At 45.7% G+C, this 16561-nt stretch carries 16 protein-coding genes; 7 read left to right on the top strand and 9 right to left on the bottom strand.

Features of this window, described 5'->3' with window-relative positions; translation table 11 throughout:
* The first annotated feature begins 99 nt into the window (after positions 1-99).
* Complete coding sequence (locus D8682_RS05495) at positions 100-1518, top strand: MFS transporter (protein ID WP_121813738.1); 1419 nt, start codon at positions 100-102, stop codon at positions 1516-1518.
* Between the two features lie 73 nt (positions 1519-1591).
* A complete protein-coding gene (locus D8682_RS05500) occupies positions 1592-1858 on the top strand; it encodes a hypothetical protein (protein ID WP_121813739.1) in 267 nt (88 codons plus the stop codon).
* A 105-nt stretch (positions 1859-1963) separates the two neighbouring features.
* Here D8682_RS05500 and D8682_RS05505 read toward each other — a convergent pair whose 3' ends face one another.
* Complete coding sequence (locus tag D8682_RS05505) at positions 1964-2602, bottom strand: RpiB/LacA/LacB family sugar-phosphate isomerase (RefSeq protein ID WP_064545746.1); 639 nt, start codon at positions 2600-2602, stop codon at positions 1964-1966.
* Positions 2603-2992: 390 nt separating this feature from the next.
* Between D8682_RS05505 and yecR the strand changes: the two genes are divergently transcribed.
* From yecR to galE, 5 genes are all read left to right on the top strand, one after another.
* A complete protein-coding gene (yecR, locus tag D8682_RS05510) occupies positions 2993-3337 on the top strand; it encodes a YecR family lipoprotein (protein ID WP_064545744.1) in 345 nt (114 codons plus the stop codon).
* Positions 3338-3556: 219 nt separating this feature from the next.
* A complete protein-coding gene (ftnA, locus tag D8682_RS05515) occupies positions 3557-4054 on the top strand; it encodes a non-heme ferritin (RefSeq protein WP_121813740.1) in 498 nt (165 codons plus the stop codon).
* Positions 4055-4276: 222 nt separating this feature from the next.
* Positions 4277-4405: a hypothetical protein gene (locus D8682_RS27325; RefSeq protein ID WP_255424161.1), complete on the top strand. Its 129-nt coding sequence runs from the start codon at positions 4277-4279 to the stop codon at positions 4403-4405.
* 89 nt (positions 4406-4494) lie between these two features.
* Entirely contained in the window at positions 4495-5418 is a 924-nt protein-coding gene (locus D8682_RS05520) for a hypothetical protein (RefSeq protein ID WP_121813741.1), read from the top strand.
* Positions 5419-5517: 99 nt separating this feature from the next.
* Positions 5518-6534: a UDP-glucose 4-epimerase GalE gene (galE, locus tag D8682_RS05525; protein ID WP_121813742.1), complete on the top strand. Its 1017-nt coding sequence runs from the start codon at positions 5518-5520 to the stop codon at positions 6532-6534.
* Positions 6535-6672: 138 nt separating this feature from the next.
* Here galE and D8682_RS05530 read toward each other — a convergent pair whose 3' ends face one another.
* From D8682_RS05530 to D8682_RS05565, 8 genes are read right to left on the bottom strand one after another with little or no spacing between them, the layout of a single operon-like run.
* On the bottom strand, positions 6673-8067 hold the full coding sequence (locus D8682_RS05530) for a DUF4832 domain-containing protein (RefSeq protein WP_121813743.1): 1395 nt from the start codon (positions 8065-8067) through the stop codon (positions 6673-6675).
* Positions 8068-8106: 39 nt separating this feature from the next.
* Positions 8107-8514 carry a hypothetical protein gene (locus D8682_RS05535; protein ID WP_121813744.1) on the bottom strand — a complete coding sequence of 136 codons (408 nt, stop codon included), beginning with the start codon at positions 8512-8514 and terminating at the stop codon, positions 8107-8109.
* A gap of 2 nt (positions 8515-8516) precedes the next feature.
* Positions 8517-9629, bottom strand: coding sequence for a glycosyltransferase family 4 protein (locus tag D8682_RS05540; protein WP_121813745.1), 1113 nt, complete (start codon positions 9627-9629; stop codon positions 8517-8519).
* Position 9630: 1 nt separating this feature from the next.
* Entirely contained in the window at positions 9631-10842 is a 1212-nt protein-coding gene (locus D8682_RS05545) for a glycosyltransferase family 4 protein (RefSeq protein WP_064545730.1), read from the bottom strand.
* Positions 10843-10851: 9 nt separating this feature from the next.
* A complete protein-coding gene (locus D8682_RS05550; protein WP_064545727.1) occupies positions 10852-11841 on the bottom strand; it encodes a glycosyltransferase family 2 protein in 990 nt (329 codons plus the stop codon).
* A 1-nt stretch (position 11842) separates the two neighbouring features.
* The gene (locus D8682_RS05555) at positions 11843-13216 is read right to left on the bottom strand and encodes a hypothetical protein (RefSeq protein WP_064545725.1); all 1374 of its coding nucleotides are present in this window, start codon (positions 13214-13216) and stop codon (positions 11843-11845) included.
* Positions 13213-14424 carry a lipopolysaccharide biosynthesis protein gene (locus tag D8682_RS05560; protein WP_064545722.1) on the bottom strand — a complete coding sequence of 404 codons (1212 nt, stop codon included), beginning with the start codon at positions 14422-14424 and terminating at the stop codon, positions 13213-13215. Before D8682_RS05560 ends, D8682_RS05555 begins: the two co-directional genes overlap by 4 nt.
* Positions 14421-16559 (bottom strand): polysaccharide biosynthesis tyrosine autokinase, encoded by a 2139-nt coding sequence (locus D8682_RS05565; RefSeq protein ID WP_121813746.1) that lies wholly within the window; start codon positions 16557-16559, stop codon positions 14421-14423. Before D8682_RS05565 ends, D8682_RS05560 begins: the two co-directional genes overlap by 4 nt.
* Positions 16560-16561: the final 2 nt, after the last annotated feature.

Here is a 16561-nt window from a genome sequence, read left to right on the forward strand (position 1 = left end):
TACAAGCCATTCACATCAAATGGCTTGCAAATCCAACACTTAACTGGTTAATTGGCTCAATTATTTTTTAAAACATTATTTTAATTTTGAGTTTCATGCATGGAAAACTCCCCATCTCAGTCTCCAAAACGCGGCATCTCTGGTATGGCGCTACTGGTTGCTGGCGCATTTTTTATGGAATTTCTCGACGGAACCGTGATTGCCACAGCACTCCCGGAAATGGCAAAAACATTTGGCGTTGATGCTGTTGATCTGAATATCGGTATGAGCGCTTATTTGCTGACTCTGGCGGTGTTAATTCCGGCCAGTGGCTGGATTGCCGATCGTTTTGGTGCCCGCAAAGTTTTTACCCTCGCACTGGGGATTTTCACCTTTGCATCCGTGCTATGTGGGATTGCCAATACGCTGGAACAGTTTGTCGCCATGCGCATCTTACAAGGGGTTGGCGGTGCGTTGATGGTACCGGTCGGGCGGCTTGCGGTGTTACGTACCACGCCCAAGCATTTACTGATAACCGCTATCGCCACACTCACCTGGCCGGCTTTGGTTGCGCCAATTATTGGCCCGCCATTGGGGGGATTCATCACCAGTTACGCCTCGTGGCGCTGGATTTTTTATATCAACCTACCGCTTGGGTTGATAGCAATGGCGCTGGCGTGGCGGCTGATTCCTGATATTCATGATGACGATCGCCGCCCGTTTGATGGCATCGGTTTTACCAGTACCGCCGTGGCGATGATTAGCCTGGTCTACGGGCTGGAAATGCTCGGGCAATCGCAGGTGAATGTGTTGCCAACCGTCAGCCTGCTGCTATTGGAAGCCGCCTCGTTATGGTTTTCACTGCGGCATTTTAAACATGCCAAACATCCGATGATTCGTCTTGATGCTTTAAGGGTGCAAACTTTTGGCGTGACAATGTACGGCGGTTCGCTATTCCGCACCTCCATCAGTGCGGTACCGTTTTTATTGCCGCTGCTGTTTCAGGTCGGTTTCGGTATGGACGCGTTTCATTCGGGCTTACTGGTGTTAGCCGTATTTGCCGGGAACCTCGCCATGAAACCCGCCACCACGCCGTTGATTCGTGCGTTAGGCTTCAAAAAACTGCTGATTATTAACGGTCTGCTGAACGTCGCTTCTTTATTGGCGTGTGCATTTCTCACGCCGCACACCGCGGCATGGTTGACGATAGCCATCCTGTTCTTTGGTGGCATGTTCCGCTCAATGCAATTTACCGGCATCAGCACGCTGGCCTTTTCCGATGTGCCACCTGCGCAAATGAGCTACGCCAATACGCTTTTCAGCACCGCGACGCAGTTGTCGGTAGGCCTGGGGATCACGCTTGGCGCAATTGGTATTCGCCTTGGCGAGAAAATCAGCCAATGGTTTGATGTCACATCAATTCCCGGCATGCCGATTAAAATTTCATTTGTGATGATTACGCTGATTTGCTTGCTTGGGCTGGTCGACTTGTTACGGCTACCGCAAAATGCCGGGAGCAGCGTTTCCAAAAAGCAATAATGCAGTAAGTCTGCATAGTGTTTCGGGCCACAATTATACTTAACGCTATAGATTGAGTGCCGTTGAGGCCGTTATGAAACACATGACATTAAGGTTAATACTGTTTATATCGCTGGTCAGTTTTCAGGTCACTGCCGCCGAACCCAGCGTCCATTCCCCCTCTTTAAGCTTCCCTGCGTTACATAAACCGAGTCTGCATAACGGTGTGCAACAGCGCTGGCCCGAAGAGCCGCAAGCTGATATCAACCTTCAACGCTGGGATGCAGAACACCTTGAAGCCGCGCGTCAGACGCAACAACACGCTGATATGCAGTCGCATCAGTTCGATAGCAGGAAGTAATGATAGGAATTGAGAAAGATAGCGCGTAAAGCGCCGGAAATTAGGCGGTATTGAAGCAAAAAAATACGGCCAGCAAAAACTGGCCGTATTTCATATTAATCATTATCAGGCAAGGATTTCGCGAACGAACGCTTCAATCTCTTTGTCCTGGCAATTTTCGAAGAAGCACTTCTGGAAACGCTCGCCGGTTACCGCGGTTTTCACCAGCTCAGGGTCGATAGAACGTAAGGTGTCCAGATAGTTTTCTTTTACTACAGCCGCTTTAACCTGGTTGAGGATGCCCGCGTTACGAACCTGTGGCTCTTTACGCTCGATTGGGTAGCCTTCGCCTTTACGGCCAGTGAATGCTTTCTCGAACATGTAACGGACGTTCAGCTCTGCACCCCAACCGAAACCTTTAGCGAATGCCAGTGACAGCGCGTTACCGTTGTTGATTTGAGCGAACAGGAAAGCATCGGCTGGATCCAGGCAGTATCCGCAAACCACACCTGGATGGATGTTCAGAGACATCATTGCGCCCTGACCTGTACCGCAGCCGGTCACAACAAAATCAACGGCTTTCGAGTTCAACAGAATGCTGGCCATAATACCGAGGTGGATGTAGGTCAGGTGGTGATCCTGCTCATCGCTCATACCGACGTTGTAAACCGGGTACTCTTTCTCAGCAGCAACCGCTTGCAACTCATTAAGAATGATTGCATTTTTGCCAGCCTGACTGTTTTCCATCATCAGTGCTATTTTCATTTCCGTCTCCTGATTGGGTCACGGGATTTCCCGCGGTGAATAGCTTGGGTATACCTTAACGATACTATCTGGCAAACATACTTTCAAATTTAATGAAATTTTGTTTTAAAAAATTAAGAGGTGCTCACACTTCTGAGTTTTGCCCGGTTACGCACTTCGCTTACCACCAGCGCAAAACCTCTCTCCAGCACACCCATGCTTGCTGTCAGAAATCTTCTGAAAACCGTTGGTGAATACCACAGTAATTACCCTTTGATAAACGCCCGCAATTTAGGTTAAGAGATGCGTTATTACTGACCTTAAATGCAATTACACAGCTTTATACTGTTGGTAATATTCTGTTTGGCTGCATGCTAAAATAAGAAGAAATATCTTTTGAGACTCAGCGTGATGAAAACAATATATTTAGTTTTAGTGGCTGCGTTATTAAGCGGTTGCACCATGAATAAAACGCCACAACCCATCAAAGGGAGCGAAGTGGCAGGTGTTGTTCGTCTCGGGTTTGATATTGCGCCATTACAAAGAGCGAAAGTCGACACCTACGTTGCTCAGTCGGCTGCCAGCCACCAGTGTCAACAATGGGGGTATAGTGCGGCATTCCCTTATGGCGATCCGATCAAAACCTGCAGTCTGACCAGTGGCGCATTGTGCCTGAACCAAACCGTCACACTGGAGTACCAATGCAGGGGGAATGGAATGGAGAAATACCTGAGAGATGAAATAGCCGTACAATAATTGAGCTTAACGCCTATATGGGTTGGGCAATAATTGTTGTTCAATCCTATTAATTAAATAACAATCATTCTTATTAGTATTAAGCTATCATTTATAAAAAAGAATAATATTAGCAACCATTCTCATTACAATAATATAATTAACAATTCCTTTGCATTATAGAAATAATAAAATTAAAGTAGCGCCATTGTTAATTATCTGATTATCCTGGAGCGCATCATGCTTAAAGCTGAAATGATCGAAAAACTTAACGAACAAATGAATCTTGAGCTTTACTCTTCCCTGCTTTATCAACAAATGAGTGCCTGGTGCAGCTACCATAGCTTCGAAGGTGCAGCCGCTTTCCTGCGTCGCCATGCCCAGGAAGAGATGGAACACATGCAACGCCTGTTTGCTTATTTAACAGACACCGGAAGCTTGCCGCGCATCAATGCAATTCCTGCACCAGGCCAGGATTACGATTCACTGGATAGCCTGTTTAACGCCACCTACGAACACGAACAGTTAATTACCCGTAAAATTAATGAACTGGCACATGCGGCGATGACCTCTCAGGACTACCCAACCTTTAATTTCCTGCAGTGGTATGTTTCTGAACAGCATGAAGAAGAAAAACTGTTTAAATCTGTGCTGGATAAATTAAGTCTGGTCGGTAAAAGCGGTGAAGGCTTGTATTTCGTTGATAAAGAACTTTCTACACTAGATACTCAAGCTTAATAATAGCTAACCGGTAAGCATGCCTTATGTTTACCGGTTTTCATTAACCAAATCATCTCTTGATTTCCTCAATATTCTCTCGCTGATTTTCTCTCGTCAGGCATCTTATTAATCGCCTCAGTTATCTGATAACTATTTGTTCATCAAGATCTTTTCCCCAGCAAAGTTTGCCATGATCGCTTGTAACCTCAAATAGGCATTTTTAAGAAAGGCGAATATTGCATGAGCGTCTATACTGCAAAACAGCAGCATTTCGTTGTTTGCTATCGGCGACAGCTAAGCCCAACTCAGCGGGCGGCAGTTAGCCAGAAAGCGGCATTGCGTCTCTTTGGTAACTATTTCTTACCGTAATTATAACCTTAAGCATGACTTATAATTTAAAATAGTACCTGTCATTTTCTTCCTGCATCTGGTGATTACTAACATGGACAAGATGATAAATGTTTAACAAAAACAATAAATTAATTAAAAAGTTATTTTTCCATGAATCATGGGACATCATGATCATTAAAAATGATACACATTCGTTTCCTGATAATACTCTGGATATTCTCAGCAATTCCAAAGCACAACTGCTTAATAAAAAATACACTTTCCAGGCCGACCCTTTTATTATCGAAAAAGACGATAAGCTGTATGTCTTCTATGAAGCATTTAGTTTCCTGAACTCTAAGGGATTCCTGAAGTGCCGTATTCTGAATAACCAACTGGAAGAGCTAGAAGATATCAAACTGGAAGGTTTTGACGATTTGAAATGTCACCTGTCATTTCCTTTTATGTTTAGCTCTGGCGACAAACTGTATATGATTCCGGAGTCATCAGAGAGAAAGGAAGTCATTCTTTTCCAATCTATTGAATTCCCTGGTCGTTGGGAAAAAGTAAAAGTATTACTTTCCAACGTCGAATATACCGATAATGTTCTCTTCACTCATGAGGGAACCCACTATCTTATTTCTACGACTCTGGATAACGATATTGTCATTCATACAGCAAGGGGCTTATTCGGTGAGTGGGAAAAAATAAAACCCTCATTAACATTATGTAACCGCCACCATCGTGGTGCTGGAACCCCCTATTCCATCGATGACAAACTTTATATTCTAACCCAAGAATGTCATTTAGGTTTTTATGGTAAGTCCGTTTATATCAAAGAGATAGTTCATTTAAGCCCTTTGATTTTTGAAGAGAAACTTGTTGCTAATATTGTTCCAACAATCAATCAAAGCGCAGGTATTCATACTTTAAATTTCACAAATGATTATATTGCCTATGATACTAAAAATTTGACATTCAGCCTGTTATCGCCGTTAAAAAAGGTTTTCTTTAAGTGTTTTGTTAAATACAGGAAGCATTTTTTTGCCTGAAACACCAGATGAATGGCTGGTTGATTGCTGATACTATTGAACGACTTGACTGAGGGTCACATCAATACGCGCATTTTGTAATCTTAATCTGGAGATACTATGGCAATTCTTGTAACTGGTGGTGCTGGTTATATTGGCTCACATACCGTTCTGGCATTACTGGAAAGAGGTGATGATGTCGTCGTTATAGACAATCTCTCTAACTCGTCTAAAACATCTTTGGAGCGGGTGACAGAATTAACCGGGAAAGTACCAACATTATATGTTGCCGATATTTTAGACAAACAAGCGCTAAAAGAGATCTTCTCAAAACACAACATATCCGATGTTATTCATTTTGCTGGTTTAAAATCCGTAGGCGAATCAGTCAGAAAGCCGCTGGAATATTATGAGAACAATGTCGTTGGGACGCTGATTTTGCTCAATGAGATGTTACGCGCTGGTGTCAATAGCCTTATCTTCAGCTCTTCCGCAACGGTATACGGTAACCCCGAAAAAGTCCCACTAAACGAAGAGTGCCAAGTCGGTGGTACGACTAACCCATACGGGACGTCGAAATTAATGGTTGAGCAGATTTTGCGTGATTTTTCGCATGCACAACCTGAGTTCCGCATTACTTGCTTACGCTATTTCAACCCGGTTGGTGCGCATGCTTCAGGGCGTATTGGTGAAGATCCCAACGGTATTCCTAACAACCTGGTTCCATATATTTCTCAGGTGGCAATCGGAAAGCTCGAATGTCTGTCGGTATTCGGCAACGATTACCCAACGCCGGATGGAACCGGGGTTCGTGATTATATTCATGTTCTGGATCTGGCAAGCGGGCACCTGGCGGCGTTAGACCATAAAGCTGAGGGTTCACCATTCAAAGCCATCAACCTGGGGACCGGTGTCGGCTATTCCGTTCTTGACCTGATTAAGGCTTTTGAAAAGGCCGCACAAACGAAAATTAACTATCAAATCGTCGCCAGAAGACCGGGTGATGTGGCGGAATGTTGGTCAGATTCTTCCTTAGCCAAACAAGAACTGGGGTGGATCGCGACCCGTTCACTTGATGAAATGATGCGTGATACCTGGAACTGGCAGAAAAATAACCCGAACGGCTTTGGTTCTTAGCCGTCATAGCTTCAATACCCACAATAATTCAAGTTGCATCGCGGCGGCAAGAGAGCGAGTCCCGATGAGCTTACTAAAGTAAGTGATTCGGGCTCGTGAACGCAGCCAACAAAGATGCAGCTTGAAGAATGAAGGATATTATTGAGCGCGGACCTTCGACACCCGATACCAACCGTCACTCTGTTTGCCTTCGTTAGCCAGATTAATTCTCGCCTTGCCTTGAGAGTCCAGCATCGCCACCTCGATATAATACTGCCCATTAGCTAAAGCCACAGGCAGTGACAGACGATAACTCAGTGAACGCTCACCTGGCAGCCAGCTGCGAATGTCATCCGATGTTTTCCCCTGGGCGATAACTTTGTTCGTATTATTTACCAGGCGATACACCACATCATATTTCAGGTAACTCGGTGCAATGCCATCATTCGCCCACTGGCTATTCAGCGTCAGGGTACTGCCTCTGGTGACCACAGAATCATGGCTTAACGAGACTAAACGGAAACGATAACCCAGTTTTGTCAGCGCATTATCGACGATGGCTCGATACATCACCGGCACTTCACTCGACTTCAGATTAATCGTGCTGGCATGTTTCTCTATGGCCCAGTCAAATGTTCGTTGCACTTCTTCACGGGTATAGTGCTGTACTGTTTTCCATTCCGTCATATGACCGCAGATCTCAAAACTTATCGGCGAGCGTTTCCAGGCATCGTTAAAGCCGGAATATGCCGCCTGGGCTGCCTCTAAGCGCGGAGGATAATCATCTTCCATGAGATTCCAGGTTGTGGAAAAGTTCCGCCAGTCCCCCAGACAGTCAGCACGCCAGCCTGCACCTCGCCTCACTGCACTCGCGAGATTTTCGTTACCGGAAATCAGCATAATTTTTGGCGTTTTAGGAAATGCTGTGAAGTGCATTTTAACGTACTTTTCTAGTTGGGCTGGCGTGTAGCGTTCTTCAAGGGGCGGCAAGGAAGGGAAGTTGCTGTTATGCCATTCGCCCCAGGAGCCCACCATGCCGATATCGATGTAAGCAAGATTTTCATTACCGTCGTAGCGTTTACCGAAGGCATTCAGCAGGCGCTGGCTGTATTCAAGAAAAATAGGGTCATCTAAATTCGGCGCGAAGGTTTTTCTATCGGGTGTCCAGACTCCTTTCACCCCTTTTCTGATCAACCAGTCAGGGATTTTGCTCCCGCTCTCGGGGCCATCCAAAACCATAACCCGCAATCCGACATTCATCGCCGGTTGATGCGCAGCCGCAAACCTGAAAGCATCATCGACCAGTGCAAAATTATACTGCCCTTCTACCGGCTCAAGCTCAGACCAATAAAAACGCTCGTATTCAATCCCGGTATCAGGATATTGCGCGGGCGTCAGTTGTTGCCCAAAACCTTGATGAAAGCTGGCGATTCCCGTTCCGGGATTGGTGATGGGGCCTGACAGTGCCTTTGGCGTTACAACTGTCGTCGGTACGGCGATTACCGCCCCCGGAAAAACCATGCACATCAGTGAAACTAACGTTTTCATATTCATAGTCTTTCCTGCTTCTGTTGGGGCGTTAACTTCCCAGGATCAGTTACTTCGCAAGCTGAGCCACCAATCCCAAATCCCGACGTGGAAATTACGAAACAGGTCGATTCCCACAGCGGATTTGATCATGTAGAGAGTTAAGAATAGACACAAAATGGCGAAAACTGCGCCACAAAGAATCAGCAACGTCACAACGATACGCACCAGCGTCGATTCTTTACGTAACCGTTTGCGTAAATCACTTCCCAACAAAAAGACCATGTAGTAGCGCGTCCCAAAAAAGGGAAAGCTTTTACGAATATCGATCCGATGGTGCGACGAGAGCGTGATAGAAACGATCGCGTTCTCTATCTCCTGCTTTTGCTCAGCAGTCAGCTGCGCCTGAGTTTGTTCATCAAGCACTTCATAGAATCTGTCGATGACGATTGGGCGTCGAGTAGAGTTCGTCAAATTTAACCTATTGATTTATCTATTGAATGGTAGACACTTACCGTGTTCCTGGCAATCTCACGCCAGTCGTAGGTTTGCAGAAATTTGCTGTAATCCGCACTAGCCAACCCACGTTTTTCGTTAATTTTTTCAGCTAAATCAAGCACGTTACCGACTTTAAAATAGGCATCTGCGGGCAACCCGACTTCCAGATTTGCCGGAATATCACTCACCACAGCAGGCAATGAATAAGACATAGCTTCCAGCAGCGCTATAGGTAATCCTTCGTGATACGACGGCATGATAAATAACTTAGCCTGAGAAAATACCACCTTCAGTGCGTCACCTTTTAAAAAACCGGTCAGAATGACATTCGGGGTTTTTATCGCTAATTCCTTCAGGCGCATGCTGTAATCAGAAGGATGATCCGCATCGCCAACCAAAACTAATGGCTCGGACGCCCCTGATTGCTGGTAGGCAGTAATTAAATCATGAAACCCTTTCTCTTCCACAAAACGCCCCACCGCAACAAGATAATTCTTAGGTTTCAGGGCATAACGGTCGAGTGTTTTATGAATCATCTCCGGGGCCTGCGTTTGCGGAGTATTTACGCCGTTATAAATCAGATGAGCATCCATGCGACCATGTTTTTTCTGAATCAGTTGATTAATCACTTCAGAAATAACGATCACTTCATTGGCATAATTAACCGCAAACTTTTCACCTAATAAGAGAGCCTGTTTTGCAACTCGGCCCCACTTCTGGCGTTCATAATCAGGACCGTGATGGGTAAACACCACTTTCTTACCCAGTAAACGTAGCAGTGGCACTACCAGGCCCGGCCCGATGGCATGCACATGAACAATAGTGGATTTATCAAAACAGGTCTTAAACGCAGCCAAAACGGAATGAACAATGGCTTCCAGTGAGCGTTTTTTAGGTGCCCATAGCGCCACGGTTTCCACATTTTTGTACTGCGACTTACTGTAACCAACATACGGAGCGCGAGCGATAACACAAATATCCACATCAAACTGTTCTTTGATAGCCGGATAAAGATTTTGGCAATGTGTTTCCACTCCGCCTAACACATCGGGTATGCCACGTGTGCCAATGACAGTAATTTTCCTGGTCATATTAGGGTTTGCTCAACAGTTCTTGGTACAAGTTAAGCAACGCTTCCATATGATTACGCATGGCGTATTTATCACAGAGCCGCTGGTGGGCGTTTAACCCCATGTGGTGTGCTTTATCCGGGTTTTCAGCCAGAAAATCAAGGATATTCGCCAACTCCTGAGCATTGCCCGGTTCAAATAATGCACCATCCACACCATCACGTATTTGTTCGGGGATCCCACCAATACGCGAGCCCACAATCGGCCGCGCAAACGACATGGCTTCTAACACCGACATCGAGCAATTTTCATTACATTCAGAAGGCACGACGATCGCGCGCGCATGCTTAATCAATGAGTCTAATCCTTCGCCTTGTTGTACATAACCGAGGAATTCTGCCTGCGGGAATTGCTTCATCAGGTCATGATAGATCGGGCCATGGCCGACTATCTTCAGCGGGATTTTATTACGCATTAGCTCATGAGCCTGCGCTAATGTTTGAATCCCTTTCTCAGGGCTGATACGCCCGACAAACAACAAATAGCCGTGGTCTTCAATACCTTCGAAGGGTTGGCTGTCATCAATGCCATTAACAATCACCTCGATACGTGAATTTGGCAACGTGTGTCTTATGATGCCGCGCAGAAACTCACTGGGTGAAATAATGACGTCAAGAGCCTGATAATTCTTAGCAATATATTGCCAGGTGGCTTCTAAGGTCAGCAGCAAGCTCTTGGATGCTGAACCTTCATAACAGCGATATTTAAACGCATTAAATACTGAGCCCGTAATACAGGCATCGCAAACTTTGCCGTCGCGTAACATGGCGTAGGAAGGACAGGCAATTTTATAATCGTGGGCGGTTAATACCGTTTTACAGCCAAAATCCCGGGCAATTTTAATTATCGATGGGGTCAACTGATGGTAGATGTTGTGAAAATGAACAATATCCGGGCGCTCTTTCTCAAGCAGAGCCTTCATTTTTTTGCAGGCTTCGTTGTTGTGGATAAATTCAATTGCCGTCTTAATCCCGCCGAGCAGGTTACTTCCTTTATGGTAATCGACATTGCTGACAAAATAATCAGCATAGTCAGAGGGGAAATTTTTCTCGTGCTGCATGGAAAAATCAATCACCTCGACGCCTGCTTGTTTCAGCATTTCGCGTTCCTGGAAATAGACAGTTTCCGCGCCACCTTTAATGTAGAAGAACTTGTTTACCAGTAAAATTTTCATCGTGGCCACCTATTCATGAATGACTTTGCTGTCGGGTGGCGTCATAGGATCGCGCACAGGATGAGTCAATCCCTTGATTAATCCCGCAGAGAGTACGGCTAAATTAAGTACACTTTGCAAGCCATTAATTAATGAACGATTTTTTATCGTTTTCAGTATGATAAATGCAATCAGCGGCAATAAAGCCAGCGCGATAATATCAATATTAAAGGTTAATATCGCCACCAGTAATAGCAACATATAGGTCGCAAAAATCATCTCGTTTTTGACCATTTTTATGGCAATGGGCCACCAGGGTTTACCCCAGGCACTGCGTAATAATTCACCTGGCGCTTTGTTATACCCACTGCGCCAACGGTACATCAGCAATTTTAGTGTCGGCATATTGTGCGATGTGTGGCTGAAATAAGGCACATTCAGGCGGTGTAATTTATAACCCGCATCCACTAAACGCATGCCAAGTTCAGCCTCTTCATAGGCATGAAGATTGCGGTTGGTCAGATAGCCAATTTTTTCTATTGCGGTGCGGCGATATAAACCACCGCCCCCTAAATGGTCGCAATCCCCTAGCGGATAAATTTCATGTAGCCGCTGTTTGCGCGATTTAAATTCATAGTTAGAGGCATCATCCATTTCCACCGTTCCCGCAACACCAGCATATTCGGGATGGCTTTGCAGAAAGGTAATAGCGCTATCAATAAATCCTTTTTCCAGCTCCATATCGCCGTCCATCAACAACAAATATTCACCTTCGCTATACAGATAGCCAAGTTGATGGCCAACGCCACAACAGCGATCCGCAGGCTGGGTTAACGACACCACGGTGACCCCTTTATTGCTGGCCAATTGCTGAGTGCTATCGGTTGATAAGCTGTCGGCAACAATAATTTTATGAGGATATTCAGCAATCTGCTGCTGGATACTATCAATCGTTTTTTCAATACACTTGGCTTCGTTAAGTGTTTTAATGCTCACGGAGATAAACGGTTTATGACTCATATTATTGCTCTGCAAAACGATATACGGTTCGACGAATAACCAGACTTGAGCCCAGTGCCAGATAGAAAAGGAATTGGAGCATTGGTGTGATAGTGAGTATCTGACTGTAGGGCAAGCTCAGTAAGCAACTGATAGCAAAAACATTAAATGCAGGCGCAAAACTGAGTAATTGCAGATCCTGTGGGTCTAATTGCTCGCGATCTAACAGAGCTTTAGGTTGCACAATTTTCAGGATGTAGAGAATTAAACCGATAAACAAAAGGGTTCCCACCACGCCCACTTCCCAGAGCAACATACTCAAAGAAGTCGAATCGAGAATTAAATTATAGGTGAGATTCAGGAAGCCTGGCGACACCACACTTCCGCTGTTGGTCGCGTTTAATCCGTAACCAAATAGCGTCCCTGAAAGCCCCCAAAGATCGTTATTTTTTATCCAGAATAGCAGTGTTGTAAACCGCCCCACTTCGCCTGAAGGCAGAATATAGTTTGGGTCAAAAATGTAACTGAGTGAGTTAATAAAAACAGCAAGCGAGCTTTGTGTAGGGTCAGTACCGTAGGCCGTTGAATAACCCGCCGCTAAAATGACAATGGCGAAGGCAATGAGTAATGCCATAGCGGTGAATATCAACAGCAGGGCTTTGATATTCACTTTATTCATGCCTTTTACGAAGCTCGGCATCAACCAAACCCATGCCAGTAATATCGGTGACAACAGAATGACAAATTTCACTTCACCGACAATACACAAGCCAAAACCCAAAATGACATGCAAGGCCATCGATTTAAAACTGGTTAGCCCATGCTTAAATTCGGAGACTTTTAACAACATAATCAGCAGGCAAAACAACCCCATCGCAGCGGTATTCCCGCCTCCCAATGGGTCACCGCCAAAGGTCCCAACCACCGAATCCCATTTATCTTCTTCGCCACGCACCACAACACGCTGGGGTAGAACAAACAGCAATTGATAAAGCACCACCGGAAATTGAGCGTAAAACACCCAATATAAAGAACGTGTGACGCGATAGACCTGCGATTCACGACAAAAGCCTAACAGCAGGCAGAACATCACCAGTGAAAGTGCGATTTCATTTTTAAAACCGACAATCGCGTCAGTCACCCCGGCCTGCAAAATTGTCGATACTCCCGCCATGACCATGAAAATAAGGTACAACGTCAGCACCACGATTTCTTGTTTATCCAACTGCAATTTTTCATAGCGGGTTTGCATCACCAGCAAAATGAACATCAGCAATGTCAGGAAGAATGGGATCCACAGCACCGCTAACACACCCGTGAAGTACTGAACTAACCCGCAGACCATCAGGGTCATGAAAGAGTATGTCTGTAAATAATTCCCAGTGTTGAGATTCATAATACCACCGGCCTGTCTTTCAAAAGATTGGCGCGTTTATTTACCTTGAGATAAATAAACGCATAACGAACGAAAGTCAGTACTGAGAACAGAATAATCGAAGTGGCATAGTCATTATAAAAATAAGGCACTATGACAAACGCAATCAGTACAATCGCTAATTGTTCAAACTGGATACGCAGGAAATAACGGTGCGAACCAAAAATCAGTTCAATCACGGTCAACGGGCACACCGCTAAAGCCGGGAATAAATATGGCAACATGTAGCGTGAAGTGGGAATCGAGTTTATCCAGTCCTCACTAAAGCCCAGGTGCATAACGATGGGATAAAACAGAAACACCCCCAGTGTACACACAACACCCAATACCAGAAGCAGCAAACGGACCTTTTTGTACTCTTCAAAGTTAAAGGTGTTATGCCTGAAATCTATCGACCATTTCGAGAAAATAGCGTTGCGTACCGCATTCCCGACAATCACCACTGGCGCCAGGCAGAAGCGGCTGACAATAGAAAAATAACCCGCAGTCAATGCTGAGAACCAAAAGTTTATCAACATGATAGGCAAGTTACTGTTCGCCATCGCCAGCACTTCCGCACTACCGACTTTAGTGATGTGATGAACGTGCTTACTAAAGAATGCGAGGTTATTTTTGGGGCTCAAATGTGCCAGTTGCACACTACGAATATCGAAAGCACGAAGAATGCAGCCAATAGTCAACACCATCATCGAGCCTGCCCACGCCCAGTAAAATGCCTGGATATGCGTGGTGAGTAGCACGGAGAGCACCACTACCACGGAGACAGAGATACGCTGGAAGACCAAAAAGCCAAAATTAGCGGTACGTAACGATAAGTTTTCCGAAATCAAAATCCACGTATTTGAAAGCGTGAGCAGATAAAGGAAGAAAATATTCTGATTAAACAGCCATGCAGTAAGCAGCGCGTAAGGCAGAGCGATAATCAGACTTTGCAACAAGCAAAACACCACGTTTTGCGCCAGTTCATCATCTTGCTGCTTAGGAATGAGTAGCTGTGATGCAAAGGTACAAACCTGAGCCCCAATCAACGCAATACTGTAGTTAAGCGCGTACAGCCCCACTTCAGCCAGGTCATATTTGTGTGAAATTAACCAAATAGACAGCGCACCAATCAGTTGTGAAATGACTGATGAACCCGCAATTGTGGACGCGCTTCTCAGTAAACTCATATCCGGCCTGTGCTGCTCATCAATTCACTGGTTTGTAGGTTGAGTGAGCGTAAACCCTCTTTTGTCTCAAGATTTTTATCCACGACCTGATTAAGCACCACACCGACAACAACAGAATGATTAGCTTCGAGTTTATCTAGCGCCTGGATAATATGTTCCGCCGGTGCCGCACCCGCTTTCAGCATGAAAATTTGCCCATCAATGACACGACTAATCAGCTGGCTGTCCTGGCTCTGATTCACCGCAGCAACATCAATAATAATACGCTGGTAATGGCTGCGTAATTCACGCATCAGATGCTCAAGATTTTCCGACGACAACAGCAATAGTGAGGAGATCGTTGCATTGCCACGAGGTAGAAAATCCAGATTTTCATTCACTTTGACACTAAGATTCTCATGCGTGCCTTCGCCGCGCAGCAGCTCAGCAACGCCATGGGCAGACGGTTTCGCCAGCTCACTTGATAAGCCGTCTTTATTGAAGAAATCGAGATCAACCAGCAGCGTTTTCTGATCGAAACTAAATGAATTTGCTAACAGGTTAGCCAACAGCGTTCGGCCTTCCCCGTGGTCAGTCGACGTCACCGAAACCGCCTGCAACTGGCGATTATCGAGCATGATACGGGTACGAATACTGTGAATGATATCGGCATTGAGCGGGTTATTGGAGATTACGTCGCGGATTTGCGCACGGCTCCCCAGACCCGAATAGCGGCGAATCTCACCTAATGGCTCGAGGTTCAACCGTTTCTTCATTTGGCTCAGGTTATTAATGGTGCTGTCCATTGCTGATTTAACGATGAAGTACATGATGCTAAAAGCCAAAACGAATAACACCACCATGACCAGTAACAACGGTTTGTTAGGTTTAGATGGGCGTTCAGCAGGTACCGCCGGGTCGTACAAGACGGCATCCGAATCAGCATAATTACCGGACAGCGTCTGTTCCTGAGTGCGTTGATACAGCGTTTTATATGAATCTTCCGTTTTATCCAGCGCCAGTTTCAGCCCGTTATAACCTTCACGTTTCGAAGCAAGTTTCTGGAAGATCAATTTTTGCTCATTCAGCTGTTTCTGGTAGTTATTTTCATCAGCCAGTGCTGCCTGATATTGCTGACGCAGGCCAGTTTCCAGTTCACCCAGCACGCTGTAGGTTTGATCCTGAACGGCCTGAACTTGCGCCTGAGCTTCCTGAATCTTGATGTGTTTCGGGCCATACGATTTGCGCAGTTCATAGAGCGTCCGTTTCGCCTGAACGAGTGCAATGCGTAAATCCTGAATCTGAGCATGGTCTGAAATCACTGGCAGTGAGATCACATCTTCCAGCGATCTCCCGGCGCTTCTGCGCACTTCGTTATACTGCGATTCTGCCGCAACACGACGCTGAGTCGCATCCGCCAGGCGGTTAGTGACAATACTTAACTGCTCGGTTTCAAAACCATCCACACCGCGGAAGGTCAACAACCCCTCTTGCTTCAGATAATCATCAATGGCCCGCTTTTGCCCGGCAATTTGCTGCTGCAATTCGAGCATACGCTGCTGGTTGCTTTCACGCGCTTTCAGCGTATTGCCGCGCTTTTGCGCCGCACTGTAATCAATGAACGCCTGCGCCACACCATTGGCTACCTGTGCTGCAACCTCAGGCGAAGAGGATTCATAAGAGATTGATGCCAGATGCGTGGTGCGCACACCGTTAATGGTCAGGTTTTTCAGCAACGTCTTCAGTGCCTTATCAACACGTGCTTGCTGATTCTCAGGCGTATTCGCATTTTTGCTGTCCGAATTTTCGCCGATGAAATCAGGATTTTCATCCAGTTTCAAATTGCGCACCGCCTGCTCCAGCACAATACGCGACTGCATCAATGCATATTGAGTTTCGTAATAACCATTACGTGTCGAGTCATAACCGTCTACCTGCGGGAATGGGGAAATATTATCCGGCTGGGCTTTGATAAGCACCGTCGCCGTTGAGACATACTTAGATGTCATCATGCTGATTAATGGCCAGGCAACCGCCCCCGCAATCACGCCGGCGAGGAGGATTTTCCAACTGTTCTTTTTAATTTCTTTGGCAAACCTGGAGAAATCGATCGCGCTTTCTCGCTTCTTGCCATTTTCTACGATTGATAGTTTCATAG

Origin of the sequence: Buttiauxella sp. 3AFRM03 (assembly GCF_003675305.1) — a bacterium.
GTDB classification, from domain to species: Bacteria; Pseudomonadota; Gammaproteobacteria; order Enterobacterales; family Enterobacteriaceae; genus Buttiauxella; species Buttiauxella ferragutiae.